22 protein-coding genes are annotated in these 25,409 nt (G+C 62.3%); 17 read left to right on the top strand and 5 right to left on the bottom strand.

Features of this window, described 5'->3' with window-relative positions:
* Nucleotides 1-179: 179 nt before the first annotated feature.
* The gene (locus AWB76_RS36400; protein ID WP_061164927.1) at nt 180-431 is read left to right on the top strand and encodes a hypothetical protein; all 252 of its coding nucleotides are present in this window, start codon (nt 180-182) and stop codon (nt 429-431) included.
* Between the two features lie 389 nt (nt 432-820).
* Here the strand turns inward: AWB76_RS36400 and AWB76_RS36395 are convergent, their stop codons facing one another.
* Both AWB76_RS36395 and AWB76_RS36390 read right to left on the bottom strand, forming a co-directional pair.
* A complete protein-coding gene (locus AWB76_RS36395; protein WP_061164926.1) occupies nt 821-1,945 on the bottom strand; it encodes a DSD1 family PLP-dependent enzyme in 1,125 nt (374 codons plus the stop codon).
* Between the two features lie 21 nt (nt 1,946-1,966).
* The gene (locus tag AWB76_RS36390; protein WP_061164925.1) at nt 1,967-2,869 is read right to left on the bottom strand and encodes a DMT family transporter; all 903 of its coding nucleotides are present in this window, start codon (nt 2,867-2,869) and stop codon (nt 1,967-1,969) included.
* 165 nt (nt 2,870-3,034) lie between these two features.
* Between AWB76_RS36390 and AWB76_RS36385 the strand changes: the two genes are divergently transcribed.
* The 13 genes from AWB76_RS36385 (at nt 3,035) to AWB76_RS36325 (ending at nt 16,825) form a co-directional block, all read left to right on the top strand.
* Complete coding sequence (locus AWB76_RS36385; protein WP_061164924.1) at nt 3,035-3,340, top strand: non-heme iron oxygenase ferredoxin subunit; 306 nt, start codon at nt 3,035-3,037, stop codon at nt 3,338-3,340.
* 14 nt (nt 3,341-3,354) lie between these two features.
* Nucleotides 3,355-4,599 (top strand): NAD(P)/FAD-dependent oxidoreductase, encoded by a 1,245-nt coding sequence (locus tag AWB76_RS36380; protein ID WP_061164923.1) that lies wholly within the window; start codon nt 3,355-3,357, stop codon nt 4,597-4,599.
* Nucleotides 4,586-5,878 (top strand): aromatic ring-hydroxylating dioxygenase subunit alpha, encoded by a 1,293-nt coding sequence (locus AWB76_RS36375; RefSeq protein ID WP_061164922.1) that lies wholly within the window; start codon nt 4,586-4,588, stop codon nt 5,876-5,878. Before AWB76_RS36380 ends, AWB76_RS36375 begins: the two co-directional genes overlap by 14 nt.
* Nucleotides 5,879-6,388, top strand: a complete 510-nt coding sequence (locus AWB76_RS36370; protein WP_061164921.1) for an aromatic-ring-hydroxylating dioxygenase subunit beta — start codon at nt 5,879-5,881, stop codon at nt 6,386-6,388.
* A gap of 20 nt (nt 6,389-6,408) precedes the next feature.
* Entirely contained in the window at nt 6,409-8,814 is a 2,406-nt protein-coding gene (locus tag AWB76_RS36365; RefSeq protein WP_061164920.1) for a xanthine dehydrogenase family protein molybdopterin-binding subunit, read from the top strand.
* Entirely contained in the window at nt 8,811-9,647 is an 837-nt protein-coding gene (locus tag AWB76_RS36360) for an FAD binding domain-containing protein (protein WP_061164919.1), read from the top strand. The genes AWB76_RS36365 and AWB76_RS36360 overlap by 4 nt, the downstream gene beginning before the upstream one ends.
* A 10-nt stretch (nt 9,648-9,657) precedes the next feature.
* Entirely contained in the window at nt 9,658-10,848 is a 1,191-nt protein-coding gene (locus tag AWB76_RS36355; protein ID WP_061164918.1) for a xanthine dehydrogenase family Fe-S subunit, read from the top strand.
* 72 nt (nt 10,849-10,920) lie between these two features.
* The gene (locus AWB76_RS36350; RefSeq protein ID WP_061164917.1) at nt 10,921-11,886 is read left to right on the top strand and encodes an amidohydrolase family protein; all 966 of its coding nucleotides are present in this window, start codon (nt 10,921-10,923) and stop codon (nt 11,884-11,886) included.
* Between the two features lie 34 nt (nt 11,887-11,920).
* A complete protein-coding gene (locus AWB76_RS36345) occupies nt 11,921-12,673 on the top strand; it encodes a maleate cis-trans isomerase family protein (RefSeq protein WP_061164943.1) in 753 nt (250 codons plus the stop codon).
* Nucleotides 12,674-12,684: 11 nt separating this feature from the next.
* Nucleotides 12,685-13,533: an alpha/beta fold hydrolase gene (locus AWB76_RS36340; RefSeq protein WP_061164916.1), complete on the top strand. Its 849-nt coding sequence runs from the start codon at nt 12,685-12,687 to the stop codon at nt 13,531-13,533.
* Nucleotides 13,520-14,554: a 2,5-dihydroxypyridine 5,6-dioxygenase NicX family protein gene (locus AWB76_RS36335; protein ID WP_061164915.1), complete on the top strand. Its 1,035-nt coding sequence runs from the start codon at nt 13,520-13,522 to the stop codon at nt 14,552-14,554. Before AWB76_RS36340 ends, AWB76_RS36335 begins: the two co-directional genes overlap by 14 nt.
* An 18-nt stretch (nt 14,555-14,572) precedes the next feature.
* Nucleotides 14,573-15,196: an N-carbamoylsarcosine amidohydrolase gene (locus AWB76_RS36330; RefSeq protein ID WP_061164914.1), complete on the top strand. Its 624-nt coding sequence runs from the start codon at nt 14,573-14,575 to the stop codon at nt 15,194-15,196.
* A 33-nt stretch (nt 15,197-15,229) separates the two neighbouring features.
* Complete coding sequence (locus tag AWB76_RS36325) at nt 15,230-16,825, top strand: MFS transporter (RefSeq protein WP_061164913.1); 1,596 nt, start codon at nt 15,230-15,232, stop codon at nt 16,823-16,825.
* Here the strand turns inward: AWB76_RS36325 and AWB76_RS36320 are convergent, their stop codons facing one another.
* Entirely contained in the window at nt 16,826-17,332 is a 507-nt protein-coding gene (locus AWB76_RS36320; RefSeq protein ID WP_208606657.1) for a MarR family winged helix-turn-helix transcriptional regulator, read from the bottom strand. It lies immediately after the preceding gene.
* A gap of 279 nt (nt 17,333-17,611) precedes the next feature.
* Between AWB76_RS36320 and AWB76_RS36315 the strand changes: the two genes are divergently transcribed.
* Together AWB76_RS36315 and AWB76_RS36310 are read left to right on the top strand one after the other, a co-directional pair.
* Entirely contained in the window at nt 17,612-18,934 is a 1,323-nt protein-coding gene (locus AWB76_RS36315; protein ID WP_061164912.1) for an MFS transporter, read from the top strand.
* Nucleotides 18,935-19,006: 72 nt separating this feature from the next.
* A complete protein-coding gene (locus AWB76_RS36310) occupies nt 19,007-20,215 on the top strand; it encodes a benzoate/H(+) symporter BenE family transporter (RefSeq protein ID WP_061164911.1) in 1,209 nt (402 codons plus the stop codon).
* 1 nt (nt 20,216) lies between these two features.
* Here AWB76_RS36310 and ptsG read toward each other — a convergent pair whose 3' ends face one another.
* Nucleotides 20,217-22,001: a PTS glucose transporter subunit IIBC gene (gene ptsG, locus AWB76_RS36305; RefSeq protein ID WP_061164910.1), complete on the bottom strand. Its 1,785-nt coding sequence runs from the start codon at nt 21,999-22,001 to the stop codon at nt 20,217-20,219.
* Nucleotides 22,002-22,014: 13 nt separating this feature from the next.
* On the bottom strand, nt 22,015-24,546 hold the full coding sequence (ptsP, locus tag AWB76_RS36300) for a phosphoenolpyruvate--protein phosphotransferase (protein WP_061164909.1): 2,532 nt from the start codon (nt 24,544-24,546) through the stop codon (nt 22,015-22,017).
* 322 nt (nt 24,547-24,868) lie between these two features.
* Between ptsP and AWB76_RS36295 the strand changes: the two genes are divergently transcribed.
* Nucleotides 24,869-25,093 carry a DUF6900 domain-containing protein gene (locus tag AWB76_RS36295; RefSeq protein ID WP_061164941.1) on the top strand — a complete coding sequence of 75 codons (225 nt, stop codon included), beginning with the start codon at nt 24,869-24,871 and terminating at the stop codon, nt 25,091-25,093.
* Nucleotides 25,094-25,409: the final 316 nt, after the last annotated feature.

The following is a 25,409-nucleotide window of genomic DNA, read 5'->3' as shown; positions in this document are numbered from 1 at the left end:
CCGTGCCGCCTGCGAAGATCGCGTGCGCCGCATCGTCCTAACCGCTCGCGAGCAGGTACAAGATCCAGAAAAGTCTCGTCCTTTCACGCAGAATATTCCGGAACATTTCGGATCATCGGTCAAAGGGTCGCTCGTGCGGGAAGGGTCGAACCGACCCGCGATATGCGAAAATCGTCGGCATGAAAAAGACCACTCTGCTCATCGTTCCGGCTCTGCTGATCGTCCTCAGCCCGTTCGCGCACGCGAGCCTCAAATCGGGCGCGCATCAGTTCAAGGAAGACGTGAAATCGGCCGGCCGTCAGACCGGGCACGCAGCCCGCGACGCCGCGCACGCAATCGGCGACGGCGCGAAGTCGGCCGGTCACGCCATCGCCGATACATCCAAGCGCGGCTATCACGCCACGAAGAAATGGGTGACCGGCGAGGAATAAACGCCGCCAGCACCTGTCGAAATCTCTCCTTTCCGATGCGCTGCTTAGAGCGCATCGCGTCCTTTAGCGACAGCCATCTGCATTTAAGCGTTGCTTGACAAGTTAGTTACGCGTTATTGATTATTATCGTTCACGCGCCGGACGCTCGTTTCGCGGCATCGTCCTCGCGTGAAGCTCGCGGACGAACGCGTCGTTGCTCGCGAAGTGCTGTCCGAGCGAGAGAAGGAAAGCGCATGACGTATCTCCTGAGCATCACGTTTTGCGTGATGGCATTCGCTTGCCTCGCCGTCTCGATGGATCGTCATCAGATATAGCGGTTGCACGAGTCGCGCGGCGGGACTCGTGTTCGGCGGCCTCATTGCTTACGACCGCTCTCGCGCGCCTCGACATCACCAGCCGTGAAAGCGCGGCCATGCGACGGTGCTGCCATCGCTCGACAGCCCGTGATACTCGGGATACTGCGCGCCCGTCGCGCATGCGTGATTCGGCAGAATGCGCAGCTTCACGCCGATGGGAAAGCGCACCGCAAGTTCATCGCGGTTATCGACGGCGAGAATGCCGTGCTCCTGATTTGCACCGACCAGTTCGCAGCCTTCGAGCGGCGCGCCGTCGAGCGCGCAGGCGAGTCCGTAGCCATAATCGCGCGTCTGTTTCGACGTGCCGCGGTCGCGGCTCATCGCCATCCATCCGGCGTCGACGATGACCCAGCCCTTCTCAGGCTGATGACCGATGACGCTCGTGAGCACGCTCAACGCGATATCGCTCGAATCGCAGACGCCGACATTCGCCATCACCAGATCGAACATCACGTAGACACCGGCGCGCACTTCAGTGACGCCTTCGAGATGCTGAGCAGCGAGCGCGGTCGGCGTCGAACCGACACTCACCGTCCTGCACGCGATGCCCGCCGCGCGAAGACGTTCGGCGGCACGCACGCATCCCGCGCGCTCCTGTTCCGCGAGCACCGCGAGGGCTTCGTGATCGTTCAGTTCGTAGCTGGAACCGGCATGCGTCATCACACCGCCGACTTCGATGCCGCCTTGTTGAAGCACGTGGCCGATCGCGATGAGTGCGTCGTCATCGGGTGCGAGTCCTGAGCGATGACCATCCGTATCGATCTCGAGCCACACTTCGAACGTGTCGTTCACATGCTTGCCATACTCGACGATAGCCGATGCTGCCGCCATGTTGTCCACGACGATCTTGAGATCGCAGCCTTTCTTCTTGAGCGCCATTGCGCGCGGCAGTTTCGCGGGCACCATGCCCACTGCATAGAGGATGTCCGTGACGCCCGCAGCAAAAAATTCCTCGGCTTCCTTCAGCGTCGATACGGTGATGCCTCGCGCACCCGCTGCAATCTGCGCACGCACGACATCGGCGCATTTCGTCGTCTTCACATGCGGACGGAACGTCACGCCGAGCGCGTTCATGCGCGTCTGCATCCTGTCGATGTTGTGCTGCATTCTCGCGATATCGATGATCGCTGCGGGTGTGTCGAGTTGTTCGAGATTCATGATGTCATTGTCGAGCGATGATCAGGCGATCGGTCCTTCAGGAAGCTTGCGTTGCCACGCAACCGCAATGGCGCTGCTCACGATCAACGCGATACCCGCGAGCGAAAGCGGCGCGATGACTTCGCCCCACGCGGCGTAGGCAAACAAAGCGGCCCACACAATGCTCGTGTAGTTGAAGGGCGCGAGCGTGCCGGCATCGGCGCGTCGGAAGGCGACTGTCATCAGGATTTGCCCGGCCGTCGCCAATGCGCCGAGCAGCGCCATCAACACGAGCGCGTCGAGCGCCGGCGTCTTCCAGCTGAACGGCAGCGTGCAGGCCGTGACCACCGTTCCCACCGCCGTGAAGAACAGCACTGTGGTGCGTGAATCGTCGGTGGCGCGGATACGTTTGATCTGGATGATGGAAAGCGCGCCGCACAAGGCGCTCAACAACAACAGCACCGGCCCGAGCCAGTTGGACTCGCCACCACCGGGACGCACGACGAGCAACACGCCGGCAAAGCCGATGAGCGCAGCCACTGCCGAGCGCGCGGTGAGGCGCTCCTTCAGCATGAAGGGCGCGAGCACGACGACGAGCAGCGTTTCCGAATACGCAATCGCCACTGCCTCGCCGAGCGGTATATAGGGCAAACCCGCAAAGAAGAAGCCGGACGCGCCGAGCAGCGTGAGTGCGCGCCAGGTCTGTCCCTTGAAGTCGAGACGCCTCACGCGATCGACCAGTGAACGCTCGCCGATAGCACACGCCGCAAGCGCCGGAACGAGGCCGAACAACATGCGGAAGAACGTGAGCTCGTTGGCGGGATAGTGCAGCGCGACCGCTTTCGCGAGCGTATCGACGATCGCGAAGCACAGCATCGAAGCAAGGATGAAGCCAATGCTCGCAAGCGGCAGATGGCTCGTGCGCGTGACCGCAGTGGAAGGCATGACGCTGAAGGACGTTTTGGAGCCTCGAATCATCGCACGAACCCGTTCTTGCCGGTTTCTCTAGGGGAAAGCCATTATTTTTGATCGGCTTGACTCGCCGAAAAGTCCTGCTAGCATACGTTCAAAGATTCATCAGCATACTGAGCAATTTCGAAGAGGCGACAGATGGCACTCAAGTTCGCGGCGAAGCTCGCCGATCTCGTGGAAGACGAACCGCTCGGCGTGACGATCGGCGAAGAGCGCATCGCGCTGTATCTGCTCGACGGAGAAGTGCATGCCACGCACAACGTTTGCACGCATCAGTTCGCGCTGTTGAGCGACGGTTATATGGAAGATGGCTGCATCGAGTGTCCGCTGCATCAGGGGCGCTTCGACATTCGCACGGGCGCGGCGCTTTGCGCGCCGGTCACGCAGGCGATTCGCGTGTACGGCGTGCAGGTGGAAGGCGGCGAAGTCTACGTCGATCTTTGAAGCAGACGCGAATCATGACGCAGACTGTATTGATCATCGGCGCGGGACAGGCCGGCGCGCGCGCGGCGCAAGCGTTGCGCATGCAGCGTTATGAAGGGCACATCGTGCTCGTCGGCGATGAACGCCATGCTCCGTATGAAAGACCGCCGCTGTCGAAGGATGTGCTCGTCGCGAAGGACGATGACGCGTGCTTCAACGGCTGGGTGCATGCCGTCGAGCTCTATGCTGATGCGCGCATCGAATGGCTGAGCGATCGTGTGTTGCGGCTCGATACGCAAGCCCATAGTGCAACGCTCGAACATGGCGGCGAACTTCGCTACGACCATTGTCTTCTGACGACGGGCGGCCGCGCGCGCCGGCTGCCGGGCGCGCCCGAAGGACCGCATACGTTCTATCTGCGCACGCTCGACGATGCGATGCGTCTGCGTGCTCGGCTCGCCACCGCGCAATCGGTCGCGGTGATCGGTGGCGGATTTCTGGGGCTGGAATTCGCGGCAAGTGCAAGAAGACGCGGTCTCGACGTGAGCGTGTTCGAAACGGCATCGAGCCTGTTGAGCCGCGTATTGCCGCCGATGCTCGCCGAACGTCTGCGCACGAAGCACGAAGCACACGGCGTGCGCTTCGTATTCGATGCGATGAATCTGCAAGTGACGGAACACGCGACCGGCGTGCAAGTCGGCACGGAGAATTTCGATCTGTGCGTGATCGCCATCGGCCAGGAGTCGAACGACGAACTCGCGAAAGCAGCGGGTATTGCGACGAACAACGGCATCGTCGTCGATCGACATTGCCGCACATCGGCAGCCGATATCTATGCGGCAGGCGATTGCGCGAATTTTCCGTACGGCGCAAGCGGTCGCGCGACGCGTCTCGAATCGTGGCAGAACGCGCAGGAACAGGCGATCGTCGCGGCACGCAACATCGCGGGCGATGCGTGCGTGTATGCGCCGACGCCGTGGTTCTGGACCGATCAAAACGACTGGAACATCCAGATGCTCGGCATGCCCGATAGCGGAGTCGATCAATGGATCGAACGCGCGGGCGCGGACGGCAAGACCGTGCTGATGGGACTGCGTGACGGCGTCATCGTCCACGTGCTCGCGATCAATCAAGGCGGCGATCTGCGCGCCATCAGGCGGCTCGTCGAAGAAGCCGTACCGGTCGATGCCGCCATGCTCGCCGACCCCACGATCAAGCTGCGCCAGCTCGACAAGCTGGTTCGCTCAACACACTCGGGAGATCACGGTGTACTCGTCTGAAACCATCATCGGCATTCATACGCCTCAATCGAAAAACCCGCCGATCGAAGGGCTCAAGTGGCCCGAAGAAGGGCTGCAATGCATCCCGGACTGGGTGTACACGAGCGAAGCCGTTTATACGCGCGAAGTCGAACGCATCTTTCATGGCCGCACCTGGAACTTCGTCGCGCTCGAAGCCGAAGTGCCGAATGCGGGCGATTACAAGCGCTCTTATGTCGGACCGACGCCGGTCGTCGTATCGCGCGCGGAAGACGGTTCGATCAACGTGTTCGAGAACCGCTGCGCGCATCGCGGCGCGGAGTTTTGCCGTCACAGCCGCGGCAACAACAAGGAGTTCGTGTGCCCGTATCACCAATGGTCGTATGACCTGAAGGGCAATCTGCAAGGCGTGCCGTTCCGGCGCGGCGTGAACAAGCTCGGTGGCATGCCGAAGGACTTCCGCAATGAAGCGCACGGCCTGCGCAAGTTGGCGGTCGCGACGCGCAACGGCGTCGTGTTCGCATCGTTCACGCACGACATGGAATCGCTCGAAGACTATCTCACGCCCGAGATTCTCACGGACTTCGATGCCGTGTTCAATGGCAAGCCATTGCGCGTGCTCGGCTTCTACAAGAACGAGCTGCCGTGCAACTGGAAGATGTATCACGAGAATCTGAAAGACCCGTATCACGCGACGCTGCTGCATTCGTTCCTCGTCGTGTTCGGCCTGCTCGTGGCGGGCAATCGTTCGGCGATGGTCGCGGACAGCAAGTACGGCATTCACGGCACGATGGCCTCGGCGAAGAGCGATACGCTCTACGCGACCATCGACGAAGACAAGAAGAAGGAGATGCGCTCCTTCCACGATGGCATGACCTTGCGCGACGAACGCTTCCTCGATTTCATCAAGGAGTTCGATTCGGAATGGTCAGTGACGATGCAGACCATCTGGCCGAACCTGATCGTGCAACGCGAGATGAATACGCTCGGCGTTCGCCATATCGTGCCGAACGGACCGAACAGCATGATCATGCTCTGGACCATGTTCGGCTATGAAGACGACACGGAAGGGATGGTGCGTCATCGCTTGCGTCAGGGCAATCTGATGGGACCGTCCGGCTTTCTCGGCCTCGAAGACAACGAGGCGATGAAGTTCGTCCAGGAAGGCGTGCGCCGCTCGGTGAGCGACCGCAGCATCATCAAGCTCGATGGCGACAAGGTCGGCACGGCGGACAACCTGATTTCCGAGGCGGCCATTCGCGCCATGTACAAACATTATCGTGAAGTGATGGGGTTCTAGATGCTGCCAGGATTCGAGAAGCAGGACATCGCGCACGACACGGCGCTCATCGCGCGCGCGGCGGTCGAGGACTTTCATGCCGAGTATTGCGCCGCGCTCGACGGCGGCGACATCGAGCGTTGGCCGGACTTCTTCACCGAGAACTGTCTTTATCGCGTGACCGAGTACGAGAACGCCGCGAATGGCTTTCCGGTCGGGCTCGTCTATGCGGAAGGGCGCAACATGCTGCGCGATCGCGCGGTGGCCATTGCACGCACGCAGATGTTCGCGCCGCGTCAGATGCTGCACTTCGTTTCCAACGTGCGCATTCTGAACGCGACCGATGAGGAAATCGTCGCGCAGAGCAACTACATGCTGCTGCAAACGCTCGTTGAAGGCGCGACGACGCTGCATCAGGCGGGCAGGCTTTTTGACCGCTTCGCGCGCAATGGTAACGTTCTTCTGCTGAAGGAAAGACAGGCGGTCTACGACACCGCGATGATCGCCAACGATCTCGCTTACCCCGTGTGAACGTCGTTGGGAGAGAGCGCATGAGTGATACGGAACACATGGAAGCGCCCGTCGAAAGCGGCGGCGTCGGCGCGCGCGTGCGGCGGCGCGAAGACGAGCGGCATCTGCATGGCAAAGGCAAGTTCGTCGCCGACTACACGTTTCCCGATCTGCAGGAAGTGGCGTTTCTCCGCAGCCCGGTCGCGCATGCACGCATCGTGCGCATCGGCAAGCCTGCGAGTCTTGCGGGACAAGTGATCGTGCGCGACGACATGCAGAGTGCAACCGATATCGTCGCCGATTCGAGTCTGCCCACCTACAAGCCTTCGTCGCATCCGCCGCTCGCATCGGGCAAGGTGCGCTTCGTCGGTGAGCCGGTTGCCATGTGCTTCGCGAGGACGCGTGCGCAAGCCGAAGATATCGCCGAAGAAATCGAGCTCGATCTCGATGAATTGCCGGCCTTCGCGAACGCGTTCATCGCACGCGAACGCACCGACGTGCGCGTGCACGATCACTGGACCGACAACCTCTTTCTCGACCTCAAGGCCGACGTCAATTTCGACGAGCGTTCGAAGGACGCGCCGGTCGTCGTGAAACAGAAGGTCGATCTCGCACGTCAATGCATGGTGCCGATGGAAGGCAAGGCCGTGCTCGCGTATTGGGACCACACGCATTCGCAACTCGTCGTCATCACGTCGACGCAAGTGCCGCACATGATACGCACGGTGCTGTCGCAATGCCTCGGCATCGATCATGCGCAAGTGCGCGTCATCTCGCCCGATGTCGGCGGTGCGTTCGGCTACAAGTGCGTGCTGCAGCAGGAAGAGTTGTGCATCGCGTGGCTCGCGCTGACGTACAAGAAGCCGTTTCGCTTCATCGAGGATCGGCGTGAACATCTGATCGCGGGCGCGAACTCGCGTCAGCATCACTACGAACTCACTGCTTATGCCGATAAGAACGGCCGCCTGCTTGCGCTCGATGCGGAACTGCTGATCGACGGCGGCGCGTATTCCGCATGGCCCTTCACGATCGGTCTCGAAACGGGACAGGCGCTCGGCAATCTTCCGGGGCCGTACGACTTCACGGGCTATCGCTGCCGCACGCAATGCGCCGCGACCAACAAGCCGGGCTTTCTGCCGTATCGCGGCGTGGCGCGCACAGGTGTGTGCTTCGCGATCGAACTGACGATGGATGCGATCGCGCGCGCGGTCGGGCGCGAAGCGTGGGAAGTGCGTCACGACAATCTCGTGCGCGGCGCGGACATGCCGTACACGAATGTCGTGAAGAAGCACTACGACAGCGGCGACTTCCAGGAAAGCCTGCGACGTGCGGTAGCGCAACTCGACGTACCCAAGTGGCGCGCGCGGCAACAGGCAGGCGAGAAGGATGGACGTCTCGTCGGCATCGGCTTCGCGACATTCACCGAGCAATCGGCGCACGGCACGGCCGTGTTCGCATCGTGGGGCTTGCCTGTGGTGCCGGGCTACGATCTCGCGACCGTGCGCATCACGGCGGATGGCGGACTGGAATTGCGCGCGGGCATTCACTCGCACGGACAAGGCATGGAGACGACGCTTGCGCAGATCGCAAACGAAGTGCTCGGCGTGCCGCTGCAAAAGATCAAGGTCGTGCATGGCGATACGGCACTCACGCCGTATTCGACGGGCACATATGCATCGCGCAGCATCGTGATGGCGGGCGGCGCGGTTGCCGCGACGTGCCGCGAACTCGTGCCGCGACTGCTTTTCATCGGCGCGCATCTGCTCGGTGAAGAACAGGACGCCGTGCGCTTCGAGCACGGCGAAGTGATCGGCGCAAAGGGACGCGTGACGATTCAGGACATCGCGGCTGCGTGGTATCTGCGTCCCGAGCGCTTGCCTGCGGGCGTGAATCTCGCGGGCCTCGAAGCGACGCAAGGCTTCAAGCCGAAGGTCGATACGGGCGCGTTCAGCTACGCGACACATGCGGCGGCCGTCGCCGTCGATCCGAAGACGGGCGATGTCGAGATCCTCGATTACGTGATCGTCGAGGATTGCGGGCGCATGATCAATCCGATGGTCGTCGAAGGGCAGACGATCGGTGGCACGGCGCAAGGCATCGGCACCGCGTTTTATGAGGAAACGCTTTACGACGACAACGCGCAACCGCTGACATCGACGCTTGCCGACTACATGTTGCCGGGACCAACCGAGTTGCCGTCGCTGACGATCATCCATATGGAAACGCCGTCGCCTTATACGGAGTTCGGCGCGAAAGGCGTGGGCGAGGGCGGGGCCATTGCGCCGCCCGCCGCGCTCTTCAACGCCGTGAACGATGCGCTCACGCCCATCGGCGCGCTGGTGTCGGAGACGCCTTTGACGCCGCGCCGCTTGCTTGCGGCCATCGAAGCCGCGAAAGCGCGTAAAGCGTCGAGCAAGCTAGAACTGAGTCAGGAGGTGGCGGGATGAAAGCCGCTGCGTTCGAGTATGTGAGAGCGGCGTCGTTACCCGACGCGCTCAGGGAGTTGAGCAGCGCGAAGCCGATATCGGGCAGTCAGTCGATGGGTCCGATGCTGAACCTGCGTCTCGCGCGGCCTGGCCGTGTCGTGGATGTGTCGCGTATCGCGGATCTGCGCAGCGTCTTCGAAGCGGGCGAAAGCGTGCGCGCCGGCGCGGCGGTCACGCATGCGGAAATCGAAGACGGCAAGCACGCGCTCTTGCGTCATCCCTATATGCAGCACGTGGCGAGCGGCATCGCGTATCGCGCGATTCGCAATCGCGGGACCATCGGCGGCAGTCTCGCTCACGCCGATCCCGCCGCCGACTGGCCGCTGGCATTGTCCGCGCTCGATGCGCGTCTCGAGCTATCGAAAGCGGGCGGCACGCGGCAAGTGCGTGCGAGCGAATTCATGCTTGGCGCATTCACGACGCTGCTGGAAGACGGCGAGATCATTACCGCCGTGTTGCTGCCGAAGCTCGGCCCGACGCTTCGCTGGGGCTATTACAAGCTGTGCCGCAAGACCGGCGAGTTCGCCCATGCAAGCGCGGCAGCCGTTTTCGATGCGCGCACCGGACTTGCGCGCGTGGTGCTAGGCGCACTCGATGGTCCGCCCGCCGCACTCGACGATCTCGCACGGCAGATCGCGCAGCGCGGTCCGTCCGCCGCCACCGACGATGCGCTCGCGCAAGCCGTCGCTAGCGCGATGCCCAACGCGGACAGCATCGACCGTCAGATTCATACGGCAGCGCTCGAACGTTGTCTCGCACAGGCGTTCGGCGTAGCGAACGCGAATACAGTTTAAAGAGACTGCAATGTCCGTCATCGAACTCACTATCAACGACCGCGCCGTGCGCGGCGATGTCGAATCGCGTGTGCATCTCGGCGACTTTCTTCGCGACACGCACAATCTCACGGGTACGCACCTCGGCTGCGAGCACGGCGTGTGCGGCGCGTGCACCGTGCTCGTCGACGGCGAACCGGTGCGCTCTTGCATCACGTTCGCCGTCGCCTGCGATCAACAGAAGGTGCGCACCATCGAGGGCTTCGACGACGACGAGCTGATGAAGCGTCTGCGTCATTCGTTCTCGATCCATCACGGTCTGCAATGCGGCTATTGCACGCCCGGCATGCTCATTACCGCGCGCGATATCGTGCGCCGCATTCCCGATGCCGACGAAACGCGCATCCGGCTCGAACTCTCGGGCAATCTATGCCGATGTACGGGCTATATGGGCATCGTCGCGGCGATCAAGGCGGTGCTCGCCGATCTGAAGGAACATCCGATCGAGCAAGCGCCCGTGGCGCCCGTCGAACGCGCGATAGTCAGCGATCCCGTTCCCGCGTTTCAGACATTCGCGGCCGCGCCGGCTACGGCGCAGCCAACGTCCGTGCCTACGAGCGCTGTGTCCACCGATCAGCCCGCTACGCAACGCAAAGGCTGGACCGCGATCGACGACAGTTTCGTCGTGCCTTTCGCGCTCGACAAGGTGTGGGCGTTCATGGGCGATCTGCCATCGGTCACGTCGTGTCTTCCCGGCGCGGAACTCGTGGAGCACGACGGCGAAAGCGTCAAGGGCAAGATCGCCATCAAGTTCGGACCGATGTCGGCGAACTTCGCGGGCGCAGCGCGCCTCGAACGCGACGACGCAGCGCATCGCGCGGTCATGCGCGGAGCGGGGCAGGACAACATCAGCCGCTCGCGAGCGAATGGCGATGTGACGTATGCACTGAGCAGCGAAAACGATGGCGCACAGACGCGCGTGGCCGTCACGCTCGAATACATGTTGCAAGGGCCGCTTGCGCAGTTCTCGCGCTCGGGGCTCGTCAAGGATTTCGTGCGCCGGATGATCGCGGATTTCGGCGCTCGCATCACGGCGCAACTCGGCGGAAGCGCTGCGCCGGAGATGGCGGCATCGGCATCGTCCGCGAAGTTCAATGCGGGCAGCCTCGTATGGAGCGTCGTCTGGGGGCGCATCAAGCGGCTTTTCGGAAAGGGCGATTGAACATGCATCGACGAGTCGATCACGGCTCGTCGTTCGAGGTTATCGTCAGCCTACTGATCAAATGGAGTTCAAATGAGCAAGCGGATTCGCAAGATCGCCCTGGAAGAGCACTTCAGCACGCCGGGCTTCCAGGGCTATTCAAAGAGCTTCACGCAGCATATTGCGCCTGACGTGCTGCGCGATCTCGCCGCGCGTCTGACTGATTTCGATGAGCAACGCATCGTCGAAATGGACCGCGCGGGTATCGATTACACGATTCTTTCGCAAACGGGCCCGAGCGTGCAGGGTGAACCGGATGCGTCGCTTGCGATCAGCCGCGCGAAAGAGAGCAACGACTTTCTCGCGCAGCAGATCGCGCGTCATCCGTCGCGCTTCGGCGGCTTCGCGACCTTGCCGATGCACACCGCGAAAGCCGCATCCGACGAACTGACGCGCGCCGTTCGCGAACTCGGTTTCAAGGGCGCTCTCGTCAACGGTCACACGCTCGGCACCTATTACGACGACCGCGCCTACGATTCCTTCTGGGCGACGATGCAGGAACTCGACGTGCCCTTGTATCTGCATCCCACCGACGCGTTCGTGAATCCGCGCGTGCTCGACGGTCATCCGGAACTCACCGGCGCGACGTGGGGCTGGGGCGTCGAAACCGGCAGTCACGCATTGCGCCTGCTTTTCAGCGGCGTGTTCGATCGCTTTCCGCATCTGAAGATCATTCTCGGCCACATGGGCGAAGGCCTGCCGTTTCTGCGCTGGCGCTTCGACAGCCGCTTCGCCGTGTATTCGCATGGCGTGAGTCTCGAACGCGCGCCTTCCGAGTACATCGGTACGAACATCCTGATCACGACCTCGGGCGTGTGCTCGGTGCCTGCGCTCATCGGTGCGATCGGTGAAATGGGCGCGCAGGCGGTGATGTTCTCGGTGGACTATCCGTATGAATCGACGGAGATCGCAGCCGACTTCATCGAACGCGCGCCGCTCGACGAATCTACACGCGCGCTCGTTTGTCACGGCAACGCGGAACGCCTCTTCCGTCTTTGACATTTCCGAAGCACTCAAGAACATGGAGCAGCACATGACGAAGCACTACCGCATCGGCCAGATCGTGCCGAGTTCGAACACGACGATGGAGACTGAAATCCCCGCGATGTTGCTCGCGCGACAGACGATCCGTCCCGAGCGCTTCACGTTTCATTCGAGCCGCATGCGCATGAAGAAGGTCGTGAAAGAAGAACTCGCCGCGATGGATGCGGAGTCGGATCGCTGCGCGGTGGAGTTGTCGGATGCGCGCGTCGACGTGCTCGGCTATGCGTGTCTCGTCGCGATCATGGCGATGGGGCATGGCTATCATCGCGTGTCGCAAAAGCGCCTGCACGAACGCACGATCGAAAACGGCGGCGATGCGCCCGTCATCACGAGCGCGGGCGCGCTGGTCGATGCATTGAAGGTGATCGGCGCGAAGCGTGTGGTCGTCGTCACACCGTATATGAAGCCGTTGACCGAGCTCGTGGTCGACTATATCCGCAACGAAGACTACGACGTGATCGACTATCGCGCGCTGGAGATTCCCGACAATCTCGACGTGGCGCGTCATGATCCGAACCGCCTTCCCGAGATCGTCATGTCGATGCGATATCAGGAAGCCGATGCCATCGTGCTGTCGGCGTGCGTGCAGATGCCTTCGCTGCCGGTGATCGCGAAGGTCGAGGCGATGACGGGCAAGCCGGTCGTCACCGCGGCTGTCGCGACGACTTACGCGATGCTCAAGCAGCTCGGTCTCGAAGCCGTCGTGCCCGGCGCGGGCGCGTTGCTGTCCGGCGCATATTGAGCGAGGACGACATGTCGACCTATCTGTACGGCGCGAACGTTCAGGCGAACGGCATCCGTCAGCACTATCTGCGGTACGGCGGCGCACGCACGGGGCGCGATCCGGTAATCGTCGTGCCGGGCATCACGAGTCCGGCGGTGACATGGGGTTTCGTCGCGGAACATATCGGCAAGGTCTTCGACACCTATGTGCTCGATGTGCGTGGACGAGGTCTCTCGTCCGCATCCGACGCGCTCGACTATAGCCTCGACGCGCAGGCCGCCGACCTGCTTGCATTCGCCAATAGTATGGAGTTCGAACGATACAGCATCATCGGGCACTCGATGGGCGCGCGAATCGGCATACGCGCGGCGCGTTCGATGCCTGCGGGCATGGCGCGTCTCGCGATGATCGATCCGCCCGTTTCGGGTCCGGGACGCCGTGCGTATCCATCGCAATTGCTTTGGTATATCGATTCGATCCGTCAGTCGCGCGAAGGCATGACCGCCGAAGCGATGCGCGCCTTCTGTCCGACATGGACCGATGAACAACTCGCCCTGCGCGCGGAATGGCTTCATACATGCGACGAACGCGCGATCCGGACGAGCTTCGAAGGTTTCCATACCGATGATATTCACGCCGATCTCGCGCATCTGCGTATTCCGGCGCTGCTCGTCACGGCGGGCAGAGGCGACGTCGTGCGCGACGAGGACGTCGAAGAGATTCGCGCGCTCGTGCCGCATCTCGAACATACGCGCGTGCAGGACGCCGGCCACATGATTCCATGGGACGACGAAGCCGGCTTCTACACGGCACTCGGCGATTTTCTCGGCGCACCCATTCCGACGCTCGTTGAAGGAGGCAATCATGCCAGTCAGTGACTATCAGATGGTCGATGCGTGGACGAAGGTACTGAAACTCTCGCGTCTCGAAGCAGGGCAGACGGTCACCATACTCACGAGCGCATCGACGCATCCGCAGACGCTATCGACCGCGCTCATCGCGGCGCAATCGATGGGCGCCATCGTCAACCGTCTCGATTTGCCTCCGGTGAACGGCGAAAAGTCGTTGAGCCGCGATTCGCTCGCGTATCTCGGCACGACGCCGCTGACAGGTAACCACGCCGCGATCGCCGCGCTGAAAGAAAGCGATCTCGTGCTCGATCTGATGACACTGCTGTTCTCGCCCGAGCAACTGGACATTCTCAAGACGGGTACAAAGATTCTGCTCGCGGTTGAGCCGCCCGAAATCCTCACGCGCCTCGTCCCGACGCCCGCCGATCGAGAACGCGTGCTCGCTGCGCAGGCGCGTATCGCGCGAGCGAAAGAGATGCATATCGTCTCGGCGGCCGGGACGGATTTCCGCTGTCCGCTGGGTGAATTCGAGCCGATCGCCGAATATGGTTTCGTCGATGAACCGGGCCGCTGGGACCACTGGCCGAGTGGCTTCGCGCTGACCTTCCCGAACGATCGCACGGCACACGGCCGCATCATCATCGATGGCGGCGATATCCTGCTGCCGCAGAAGAGCTATGTGCAGGAACGCGTCGAGCTGACGGTCGAAGGCGGCTATGCGACGCGCATCGAAGGCGGCATCGACGCGCAGTTGCTCAGCGAATACATGGCCACCTTCAACGATCGCGAAGCCTATGCGATCTCGCATATCGGCTGGGGCTTGCAGCCGCGCGCACACTGGTCGACGCTCGGGCTGTACGATCGCGAGGCGACCATCGGCATGGATGCGCGCGCGTTCGAAGGCAACTTCCTGTTCTCGCTCGGCCCGAACAACGAAGCCGGCGGCAGCCGCACGACGACCTGTCATATCGACATCCCGCTACGCCATTGCGATGTATTCCTCGACGGCGAACCCGTCGTGCGCGATGGCGTGGTGCTCGACCGCTGATCCACGAAAAGCACACACATGTCCCACGATATCGATACCTACAAGCGTCAGAGCTTCGGCTCGACGCTCGAACCGAAAGCGCCGGTCGGCCTTCTGATCGTCGATCTGGTGAACGGCTTCGCGAATCCCGAGGTCTTCGGCGGCGGCAACATTCCCGAGGCCATCGAGAACACCGTTCCCTTGCTTGCGCACGCGCGCGAGAAGGGCTGGCCGGTCGCGCATAGCCGCATCGTTTTCGCCGACGACGACGCCGACCACAACATCTTCACGATGAAAGTGCCGGGCCTGCTCGCGTTGAAAGAGCACTCGCACGATAGCGCGATTGTGGCGCAACTCACGCCGCGCGAAGGCGAACTCGTCGTGCGCAAGACGGTGCCGTCGGCGTTCTTCGGCACATCGCTCGCGGCGTGGCTCACGCAGCATGGCGTGCGCACGCTCGTGATCGCGGGCGCGGTGACGAGCGGTTGCGTGCGGTCCTCCGTCGTCGATGCGATGCAATACGGCTTTCGTCCGTTCGTGCTGTCGGACTGCGTCGGCGATCGCGCGATCGCGCCGCACGAAGCGAATCTCTTCGACATGGCGCAGAAGTACGCCGCCGTAATGAAGCGTGACGAAGCGCTCGAACTGCTCAAGCATCTCTGATCATCTCGTAGTACGGAAGCGCATGGGATCGACATGGCCACGTCTCTTTCGGAGCGGTCGCACCGCGTAGTCACACGCCACGAGTTCACGCTGATCATCGCGTCTTCGTTCGGCGCGCTGCTCGAATGGTATGACTTCTACATCTACGCGGCGCTGGCAGGCACCTTCGGCACGCTGTTCTTCCCGAGCGGCAACGATACCGTGGCCTTTCTCGCGAGTCTCGCCACGTTCGGCGCGGGCTTTCTCGTGCGTCCGCTCGGCGCGCTTTTCTTCGGGCGGCTCGGCGATCGCATCGGACGCAAGTACACATTCATGGCGACCATCGTGTTGATGGGTGTCGCGACGATCGGCGTGGGCTTGCTGCCATCGTTCGAGAAGATCGGGATGATGGCGCCGATACTGCTCGTCGCACTGCGGCTTCTGCAAGGCTTCGCGCTCGGCGGCGAGACCGGAGGCGCGGCGACCTATCTCGCGGAACATTCGCCTGCGGATCGTCGCGGCTTCTATACGAGCTCGCTTCAGACCACGGCGACGCTCGGCCTGCTCGCATCGATCGCGGCGGTCAGCATCAGCCGTGCATCGATGGATGAAGCCGCGTTCCAGAGCTGGGGCTGGCGCATGCCGTTTCTCGTGTCGATCGTGTTGCTCGCGATCTCGGTCTACCTGCGCACGAAGCTCGCCGAATCGCCGACATTCCGTGAGATGAAGCAGGCGAACCGCTTGTCCAAGTCGCCGATAGGGGAGAGCTTCGGCAAGTGGGCCAACCTCAAGTATGTGTTGATCATGCTGTTCAGCACGGCATCGGGCGTGGGTGTCGTGTTCGGCACCGGGCACTTTTATTCGATGTATTTCCTGCAAAACACGTTGAAGGTCGCGCCGAACACGGTGAACCTGTTTCTCGCGATTGCGTTGATCGCCGTGTTTCCGTTCTATCTCGTGTTCGGCCGGCTATCGGATCGTATCGGACGAAAGTGGATCATGATGCTCGCGTGCCTGTTGCTCGCCGCGACCACGCAACCGATCTTTCATGCACTCACGCATTACGCGAATCCTCAGTTGGAAGCTTTTCAGAAGAGCGCGCCCGTCACGGTCCGCGCGGACGATTGCCGCTTCACGCTGTTCTCCGCGCCCGTCACGGAATGCGATCGCATACGCTCGTTTCTGAGTGCGTCAGGCGTTTCGTATAGCCGCGCTCCCTTGCAAGCGGGAGAAACGGCATCGACGGAAATCGGCTCGATCGTCGTGCACGGCAGCGACAAACGTGAGATGGAGAAGGCGTTGATCGCGTCGGGCTGGTCGGCGCATGCGGACGCATCGAAGATCAATGCGCCGATGGTCGTCTTCCTGATGTGGCTCCTGCTGCTCTATCTCGCGATGGTCTACGGACCGATGGCCGCATTCATGGTCGAGCTCTTTCCGGCGCGCATCCGCTATACGTCGCTGTCGTTGCCGTTCCATCTCGGCTCGGGCTGGTTCGGCGGCATGCTGCCGTTCGTGGTGTCCGCAATGGCCGTCGCGCGCGGCGATGTCTATTTCGGGCTTTGGTATCCGATCGTCATCGCCATCGTATCGTTCGCGGTCGGCGCCCTTTTCGTGCCGGAAACGTACCGCCGCGACATCACCCAATAGTCAATCGAAATGCTTGAGGGAAGTGCGTCCGTACTGGTTGTTGCCTTCGACGAGTTGCATCATCATGCGCACGAACAGAACACGTTCTTCAGGACTCAGCGGGGCCAGAAACTTGACCTGGGCTTCGCGCATGCTGCCGTACATGTCCTTCATCGTGCGGCGTCCTTTCGCGGTGATGTTCGCGATCTTCAAACGCCCGTCGTGCGGACTCGGCTCGCGTTTGACGAGGCCGCGTTCCTCCAGACGGCGCAGCACGTCGGCCATCGTCGTGCGATCGACGCCGACTTCCGCGCACAGCGATGTCTGGTCGAGCCCCGGACGTTCGCTCAGCGTGGTCAGCAAGCCGTATTGAACGGGCGTGATGGCGAAGTCCTTGCAGCACTCGAAAAAGAGCGCGATATGGATCTGATTGAGCCGCCGGATCAGAAATCCCGGGCGCTGCCACAAGTGTCCGGTCTCGATGCCGCTGTCGGAAACGGCAGCTTTTTTCTCGGCGACGGTGCCCATCCTTAACCCTTTATCGAAGAAGTCCAGTTTGAAGATTGTAGGTGCAATCAGAGTTGCGCTCCCATTTTTTTCCGGATACAAATCTATCCGTCAGCGTACTGACGAAATGCTGATGGCTGGAGCGCCGAATGTCAATGATGAAAGTCAATACACGAAGTCAATAGAACAATGCGTCGCGCAGGTTCGTACGCTTATGAAGCAGAAGCGCACGAATGATCAGCATGCTGATTAAATGGCGAATGCGTTAAACGTCACCTCACCCAGAGTTTGGAGCCAAAGATGAGTTCTACCCCTGTACAGACGGACGACGTCGCCATTCATGGGCGGTCGATGTCACGCAACGATATCAAGACGCTGATGCTGGCGTCGCTCGGCGGTGCGCTGGAGTACTACGATTTCATCGTCGCGGTGTTCTTCACAAAGTTGCTCGCCACCGTGTTCTTTCCGCCGCAGACCCCTGAATGGCTCGCGCAGCTCGAAGTGTTCTGCATCTTCGCCGCGGGCTATCTCGTGCGTCCGATCGGCGGCATCTTCTTCGCGCATTTCGGCGATCGCATCGGCCGCAAGAAGATGTTCGCGTTGAGCCTGTTCCTCATGGCCGCGCCGACGCTGCTCATCGGCCTGTTGCCGAGCTACGCGACGCTCGGTATCGTCGCGCCGCTGCTTTTTCTGTTGTGCCGCGTGCTGCAAGGTCTTTCCGTCGGCGGCGAAGTGCCGGGCGCGTGGATTTTCTGCTCGGAGCATGTGCGGCGCGATCGCATCGGGCTGGCGTGCGGTCTGTTGATGTCGGGTCTTTGCACCGGCATTCTGCTGGGCGCGCTGTCGGCGAAGTTTCTCATCGGCAATATGGAGCCGGCGGATCTCAAAAGCTGGGGATGGCGTCTGCCGTTCATCGCGGGCGGCTTGTTCGGCCTGATCTCGGTCTATCTGCGCCGCTATCTGCAGGAAACGCCGGTGTTCGAAGCGCTGCGCGCGAAGCGTGAAGCGGATGCGCGTCTGCCGCTCGCGGTCGTGCTGAAGGAGCATCGCGGCGCGGTGGTCGTCTCGCTGCTCGCGACGTGGGTCTTCTCCGGCATCTTCGTGCTGTACTTCCTCTACACGCCGACGTTCCTGCAATCGCAATTCCACTTCGCAGCGAAGGACGTCTTCACCAACAACTCGTGGTCGATTTTCGGCCTGATCCTCGGCAGCACGTTCGCGGGATGGGCGGCCGACAAGATCGGCGGCGGCCGCGCGTATGCGATCGGCAGTGTCGCGATGCTGCTCGTCACCGGCGCGTTCTACATGAACCTGAACGCGGGCAGCCAGTCGGTGTGGGCGCTGTATATCCTCGGCGGGTTTCTGATCGGGACCATCACGCTCGGGCCGTACATCATCGTGAAGAGCTTTCCGCCGGAAGTGCGCTTCACCGGATTCGCGCTCTCGTACAACACGGCTTACGCGATCTTCGGCGGCACCGCGCCCGCCATCGCCTCGTTCCTGGTAGGGCGGCAGGGCATGACGATGGCCCCTGCGTGGTACATTGGCGCGCTTTGCGTGCTCGGCGTGGTCATCGGCCTCGCGTGGCGTGCGCCCGTGCATGCCGAATCGGCGGCGCATTGACGTCGAGCCTTTATTCCGCGATGTATTCCGCGTCGATGCCGATGCGGAATACGCCACTGTCCGGGCGAACACATGTCTGTTGGCGGCGCGTCCTATACCGGCATCGGCCGGTCATGGTTTCTGCACTTCTCGCTCGCGTTCGCGAGCATGAGCTTTTCCGCGACGGGACCGGTCGCGATCATCATCGCCGCGTCGCGTGAAGGGGGACTGAGCTTCGCGCAGACGTCGTCGTGGCTATTCGCATCGATCGGCATCAACGGGCTGGCGAGCATTTTCATTAGCTGGAAGACGCGTCAGCCCTTGCTCTTTCTCTGGACCATTCCCGGCGCGATTCTCGCCGCGCCGGTGATCGCGCAATATGGCTTCGGCGCGGCCGTGGGCACGTATCTCGTCTGCGCGGCCGTGCTGATCGTGCTCGGTGTGACGAACCTCATCGCGCTGCTCGATCGATGGGTGCCGATGCCGGTCGTCATGGCGATGATCGCCGGACTCTTCATCAAGTACGTGCTCGCCGTCGTGCATTCGACGGTGGCCGCGCCGCTCATCGGCGCCGGCATGCTGCTGACATTCTTCGGACTGATGTGGCTCGAACGACGCAACGCCGCGTCCATACCGCCGCTCATCGGTGCGATGCTCACGGGCGCGGCGATTCTCTTCGCGACCGGCTTTCAGTTGCCGAGCCGCAGCGGCGGTGCATGGACGGCCACGCCTGCGCTCGTCGGGCCGCGCTTCGATATTCACGCGATCTCGCAACTGTTATTGCCGATGCTTATCACCGTGCTCTTTGTGCAGAACGCGCAGGGAATCGCAGTGACGCGGGCATCGGGGTATCGCACGTCGCTGCGGCTCGTGACGATCTATAGCGGCGTGTTGAGCGCGATCACCGCGCCGTTCGGCGGCTGTCCTTCGGTGCTCGCGGGACCGAGCAACGCGATTCTCGTGTCGGGCGGCACGCATGGGCGGCATTACATCGGCGCATTGATCGCGGGCGTCATATGCGTGGCGATCGGCGTGTTCGCCACGGCGTATGTGTTTCTGCTGGCCAATCTGCCCGCCGCGTATATCGCGATTCTCGCCGGGCTCGCGATGATGGGCGTGCTCGAAAAGTCTTTCGTCAGCGCGTTTCGTTCGGCGTTGCCGTTGAGCGCGATGATCGTGTTCGTGGTCACGTTGAGCGACGTGACCTTGCTCGGTATCGGCGCGGCTTTCTGGGGCGTCGCGGCGGGATGCCTCGTGTACTACGCCATAGAGAAGCCGCGCTCAGGCGACGTGCCTGCTTGAATCAGCGCATCGCGCCTGCGAGATTTTCCGCTTCGAGCCCGACGATCAGATCGACTTCGCCATTGGCGAGCGCTTGAGTCGCGGGCACGCCTGCGGCCTTCAGCGCATTGCCATCGAGCCGCGATGCATCGCCGAGTGCGACACGCAAACGCGTGGACGCCAGCGGTTCGAGCTTCACGATATTGGCCGCGCCGCCCAGCGCCGCGCGAATCTTCTCGGCACGCGCTTTTTGCTCCGCCGTATCCTGCACGGGCGTCGCAGTAGTCGTTGCCGCCGCTTCCGGCGCAGCGGCAGCAGCAGTAGCGCCCGCTGCGGGCAGATCCGCATCGCTGCCCGCGGTCTTCAGATACTCCTGCATGTCGGTTTTCATGTTCTCCGACAGCGGCCCGAAGATCGCCTGCACACCATTGCCGACGCGCACGACGCCCGCCGCACCGAGCGCTTTCAATCGTGCGTCATTGACGAGCGCAGGATCGTTCACCGTGATGCGCAAACGCGTGATGCACGCATCGAGACTCTTGATGTTCGATCGTCCGCCGAACGCCAGCACGAGATCGCGCGATCGTCCGCCTTCGCCGCTCGTGCTGACTGCGGCGGTCTCGACGGTATCGTCCTCACGGCCCGGCGTCTTGAGGTTGAACCGCGTGATCACGAAGCGGAACACCACGTAGTAGATCGCCGCATAGATCGGCCCGAGGATGAACACGTACCACGCGTGCGTCGCCTTGTTGCCGATCAGGTTGAACATCAGGAAGTCGATCGCGCCTTGCGAGAACGTGAAGCCCATGTGCATGTTCAGCGTATTGGCGACGAATTGCGCCGATGCCGCGAGACACGCGTGAATGAAGTACAGCACGGGCGCGACGAACAGGAACGCGAATTCGATCGGCTCGGTGATGCCGGTGAGAAACGACGTCAGCGCCGCCGACACCATCATGCCGCCGACCGCGACTTTCTTCTCGGGCTTCGCGCAATGCCAGATCGCGATTGCGGCGGCGGGCAGGCCGAACATCTTGAACATGAACGCGCCCGACAGAATGCCGGCGGTCGGATCGCCCGCGAAGAAGCGGTTGATGTCGCCATGCACGACCTTGCCGGTCGTCGGATCGAGGAAGCTGCCCGCTTCGAAGAAAAACGGAACGTTCCAGATGTGATGAAGGCCGAACGGAATCAGCAGACGTTCGACGAAGCCATACACGGTCGCTGCCGTGCGCGGATCGGAAACCGCGGCCCATTGCGAGAACGCCTTGATCACACCGCCGATCGGCGGCCACACGACGGACAGAATCGCGCCGAGCATGATCGCGCCGATGGCCGTGACGATCGGCACGAAACGCTTGCCCGCGAAGAAGCCGAGATAGGCCGGCAACGCGATCTTGTAATAGCGGTTGAACATCCACGCCGCGAGACCGCCCGCGAGAATGCCGCCGAACACGCCAGTCTGGATCGACGGAATGCCCATGATCATGTCGGGCTCGACGCCTTCGACCTTCGCGATCACGCCGAGCGTCGCCGTCATCACGAGATAGCCGATGGTCGCCGCGATGCCGGACACGCCGTCGTTCTCGGTGAAGCCGAGCGCGACGCCGATCGCAAAGATGAGCGGCAGGTTGCCGAAGATCACGTCGCCCGCGTTCTTCATCAGCGCGAGGACGATTTCGGGCACGTAGCCGTGGAAATCGGTTGCGCCGAGGCCGAGCAGCAGGCCGGCGACGGGCAGCACCGCGACCGGCAGCATCAGGGATTTGCCGACCTTCTGCACTACGCCGAATGCGTTTTTGAACATGTTTCGTCTCCGCTTATTCCGCGTACGGGGCGAGCAGGGCGCGCACTTCGGCAGCGGTGCCCAGCGTGATTACTTTTGCCGCGAGCGCGCGCGCCTCGTCCATCGTGAGACGCGCGAGCTGCGCCTTGATCGAGCCGACGGCGGGCACGCTGACCGACAATTCGTCGATGCCGAGGCCCACGAGCACCGGCACCGCCATCGCATCGGACGCGATGCCGCCGCACACGCCGACCCACTTGCCGTGCTTGTGCGCGCCATCGACCGTCATGCCGATGAGACGCAGCACCGCCGGATGCAGTGCGTCGGCTTGCTTCGCGAGCTTCGGATGCCCGCGGTCCATCGCGACGGTGTATTGCGTCAGATCATTGGTGCCGATCGAGAAGAAGTCGACTTCGCGCGCGAGCGGCTCGGCGATGAGCGCGGCCGACGGCACTTCGATCATCACGCCGACCTTGACGCTCGCCATGCGATCGCCGGCTTCCTCCTTAAGGATTCTCTTCGCCTCGCGCACTTCCTCGATGGACGCGACCATCGGGAACATGATGTGCAGATTGCCGATCGGCGCGGCCCGCAGAATCGCGCGCAATTGCACACGGAAAAAATCGGGACGGTCGAGACTCACGCGCACGCCGCGCAGGCCGAGGAACGGGTTGTCCTCCTTCGGCAGCGGCAGATAAGACAGCGGCTTGTCCCCGCCGACATCCAGCGTGCGCACGACGAGCGGACGCTCGCGGCCGAGCGCTTCGGCCACCGCGCAATATTCGGCGGCCTGTTCGTCTTCCGATGGCGCGGTGTCGCGGTTATCGAACAAAAATTCGGAACGCAGCAGTCCGACGCCTTCCGCGCCCGCCGCGACGCCATCGCGCGCTTCCTGCGCATTGCGGATGTTCGCGACCACTTCGACGCGATGACCATCGGCGGTGACCGCCTGCCTGCTCGCGGCGACTTTTTCTTCCTCGCGCTTTTTCCTCTGACGCTCGATGCGCTCGCGCGCTTTCGTCAGATCGTCCGCGCTGGGATTGCGGCGCAGGCTGCCGTGCGAACCGTCGAGCACGACGAGCGTGCCATCGGGCAATTGCAACGCATCCTCGTCGATGCCGCAGATCGCCGGAATGCCGAGCGAGCGAGCGAGAATCGCGACGTGGCTCGTCGCGCCGCCGGTCGTCGTGCAGAAGCCGAGCACCTTGCTGCGATCGAGCGAGGCCGTATCGGAAGGCGACAGCTCTTCGGCCATCAGGATGGATTCGCCGGGCACGTCGATCTGCGCCTGCTTCACGCCGACGAGCAGCGCCAGCACGCGACGGCCGACATCGCGGATATCGCCCGCCCGCTCGCGCAGCAGCGCGTTGTCGACCTTGTCCAGATTGCTCGCCTGAGTCTCGAACGCGCGGCGCCACGCGAAGCCCGCGCTCTTGCCTTCGCTGATGCCGCCGATGGCCGCATCGTTGAGATCGGGGTCGTCGAGCAGTTCGAGATGGGCGTCGAGAATCTGCGTCTTCGACGGATCGGTCAGCTTCGCCTTCAACGCCTCGATCTGCTGGCGCGCTTCGTGATGCGCGGCGTCGAGCCGTGCGCGCTCGCGTTGCGGCGATTCGCCGTTCTCGTCCACGTCGATGACTTCGCGGCGGAACTGCACGATTTTGCCGACCGCAAGCCCCGGCGACGCCGAGACGCCCGTGAATTCGTTCGCGTCCGCGGGCGCGGCGCGTGCCGGCGCGGTTGCTTCGGCCACCGGAGCCGCGGGGGCGGGCGCATCGCCGGGCTTTTCGCCCGAGCCGGACGCCAGAAGACGCGCCAGCGCGGCGGCCGCTTCGCCGGCATCGGGACCGAGCGCTTCGACGCGCAGCTTGTCGCCGAAACTCGTCGCGAGCGCCATCAACGCAACGACGGATTTCGCGTTCGCGCTTTCGCTGCCGCGCAGCACGCGGATATCGGATTTATATTTTTTCGCTTCGGCGGCGAACACGGCGGCGGGGCGCGCGTGCAGGCCTTGCGGATTCGGCAGTGCGACTTCATCGGACTGAACCGCGCCGGCCGCGCTGCCAGTGGCCTCGTCGGTGCCGCCGCCGACGAATTCGACCTCCAGCGCGACGTCCTTGCCCGCCGTGACGAGGCCCGTCGCGGGTACGTAGCGCGTGACGAGTTCTCCGTTGGCGATGACCATCTGCGTAAGCAGACTCACGGCCCTTGCGCCGACGATAACCGGATCGAAGCGGATCAGCGGCTGGCCCGTCGTGACGGTGTCGCCTTCCTTGACGAGCGGCGTGAAGCCTTCGCCACGCAGCATCACGGTGTCGAGGCCGATGTGGATCAGCACCTGGAGACCGTTTTCGCCGGTGATCGTCGCCGCATGCGCCGCGCGATGCAGCTGCGTGACTTTGCCGGCGAGCGGGGCGAGCAGTTCGTCGGAAGTGGGATCGATCGACACGCCATCGCCGACCATCTTCTGCGCGAAAACCGGATCGGGCACGGTTTCGAGTTGCACCATCACGCCGGAAAGCGGCGCCATCAACTCGATTCGTGCCAAACGTTGAGGAGCTTTCATGTGAATGACTCCTTGTCCTTTGACGATATGAGCTGGAACCGGCCTAAGGTAAATCATAGGCAACGGCTCCATGATTCGCTGACCGAATGAATGTGCGTTCGCAAAAGCACGCGGAACGTGCCGCGAGGCCCGCATTGATTCGGTTTCTGAAACGCCGCGTTCTGATTTTTAGAACGGTAGCGGCAAAAAGCGCGCTATTGTTTCGCGGCACAACGATGATTTCTAGAGAGGACGCTCGACTTGCGGCGATCCGTCGCAGGATTGGTGTCGTCGTCGCACTAAGCTTGTTAAGTAGTTAATGCAAGCAAAAGGAGCGCGAATCATGATCTATCGCAACAAAACCGAAGCCTACTGGGAGCCTCTATTGACGATCGCCCGTGACGAGCTAGGCATTCATTCTTTCGACCCGATGGGCAAGCCGAGCGCCGACATTCGCATGTGCCGCGTCGAGGATATCGGCCGTGCGCTCGAACGCGCGTACGATCTTGGGCTTATGGTTGGGCATACGGTGACGCGTGCCGGGTGTGTTAATGGGGAGTGTGCGTAACGGCGTTTGCGAATGGGCGGGCGCTTTTTGCGCGGGAATGTTCCCGTAGCAGCGAATGCCAGATCCGGCGAAGGAAGGTGCCAGCGCATTTTTGGCCGGAGTGAACGCATCGCTTCATTCTAACTGGCGGCGACACGACCGGGCTCGCGCTGGACGACCAACTGCCAGCTTGCCGCCGGGTCAAAATTCGACATCTATAAATAGCTAGAACACGACAACCGAACTTAAGACCCACAGACTATGTCACGGCCAGATTGAAATGTCGGGGTTTCAGCTTTTTAGAAATGTCAGGTTTTGAGTTTTATAAATCTCACTG

Source organism: Caballeronia temeraria, from assembly GCF_001544795.2.
In the GTDB taxonomy this organism is placed as follows: Bacteria; Pseudomonadota; Gammaproteobacteria; order Burkholderiales; family Burkholderiaceae; genus Caballeronia; species Caballeronia temeraria.
The sequence above is the reverse complement of the archived record's forward strand: the minus strand, read 5'-3'. Positions and strand labels throughout refer to the sequence as shown.

What these genes read in the sequence shown, in the direction of transcription:
- AWB76_RS36400 (WP_061164927.1), top strand. Translation starts at nt 180, where the DNA reads ATGAAAAAGACCACTCTGCTCATCGTTCCGGCTCTGCTGATCGTCCTC.
- AWB76_RS36395 (WP_061164926.1), bottom strand. Translation starts at nt 1,945, where the DNA reads ATGAATCTCGAACAACTCGACACACCCGCAGCGATCATCGATATCGCG.
- AWB76_RS36390 (WP_061164925.1), bottom strand. Translation starts at nt 2,869, where the DNA reads ATGCCTTCCACTGCGGTCACGCGCACGAGCCATCTGCCGCTTGCGAGC.
- AWB76_RS36385 (WP_061164924.1), top strand. Translation starts at nt 3,035, where the DNA reads ATGGCACTCAAGTTCGCGGCGAAGCTCGCCGATCTCGTGGAAGACGAA.
- AWB76_RS36380 (WP_061164923.1), top strand. Translation starts at nt 3,355, where the DNA reads ATGACGCAGACTGTATTGATCATCGGCGCGGGACAGGCCGGCGCGCGC.
- AWB76_RS36370 (WP_061164921.1), top strand. Translation starts at nt 5,879, where the DNA reads ATGCTGCCAGGATTCGAGAAGCAGGACATCGCGCACGACACGGCGCTC.
- AWB76_RS36365 (WP_061164920.1), top strand. Translation starts at nt 6,409, where the DNA reads ATGAGTGATACGGAACACATGGAAGCGCCCGTCGAAAGCGGCGGCGTC.
- AWB76_RS36360 (WP_061164919.1), top strand. Translation starts at nt 8,811, where the DNA reads ATGAAAGCCGCTGCGTTCGAGTATGTGAGAGCGGCGTCGTTACCCGAC.
- AWB76_RS36355 (WP_061164918.1), top strand. Translation starts at nt 9,658, where the DNA reads ATGTCCGTCATCGAACTCACTATCAACGACCGCGCCGTGCGCGGCGAT.
- AWB76_RS36350 (WP_061164917.1), top strand. Translation starts at nt 10,921, where the DNA reads ATGAGCAAGCGGATTCGCAAGATCGCCCTGGAAGAGCACTTCAGCACG.
- AWB76_RS36345 (WP_061164943.1), top strand. Translation starts at nt 11,921, where the DNA reads ATGACGAAGCACTACCGCATCGGCCAGATCGTGCCGAGTTCGAACACG.
- AWB76_RS36340 (WP_061164916.1), top strand. Translation starts at nt 12,685, where the DNA reads ATGTCGACCTATCTGTACGGCGCGAACGTTCAGGCGAACGGCATCCGT.
- AWB76_RS36335 (WP_061164915.1), top strand. Translation starts at nt 13,520, where the DNA reads ATGCCAGTCAGTGACTATCAGATGGTCGATGCGTGGACGAAGGTACTG.
- AWB76_RS36330 (WP_061164914.1), top strand. Translation starts at nt 14,573, where the DNA reads ATGTCCCACGATATCGATACCTACAAGCGTCAGAGCTTCGGCTCGACG.
- AWB76_RS36325 (WP_061164913.1), top strand. Translation starts at nt 15,230, where the DNA reads ATGGCCACGTCTCTTTCGGAGCGGTCGCACCGCGTAGTCACACGCCAC.
- AWB76_RS36320 (WP_208606657.1), bottom strand. Translation starts at nt 17,332, where the DNA reads ATGGGCACCGTCGCCGAGAAAAAAGCTGCCGTTTCCGACAGCGGCATC.
- AWB76_RS36315 (WP_061164912.1), top strand. Translation starts at nt 17,612, where the DNA reads ATGAGTTCTACCCCTGTACAGACGGACGACGTCGCCATTCATGGGCGG.
- AWB76_RS36310 (WP_061164911.1), top strand. Translation starts at nt 19,007, where the DNA reads ATGTCTGTTGGCGGCGCGTCCTATACCGGCATCGGCCGGTCATGGTTT.
- ptsG (WP_061164910.1), bottom strand. Translation starts at nt 22,001, where the DNA reads ATGTTCAAAAACGCATTCGGCGTAGTGCAGAAGGTCGGCAAATCCCTG.
- ptsP (WP_061164909.1), bottom strand. Translation starts at nt 24,546, where the DNA reads ATGAAAGCTCCTCAACGTTTGGCACGAATCGAGTTGATGGCGCCGCTT.
- AWB76_RS36295 (WP_061164941.1), top strand. Translation starts at nt 24,869, where the DNA reads ATGATCTATCGCAACAAAACCGAAGCCTACTGGGAGCCTCTATTGACG.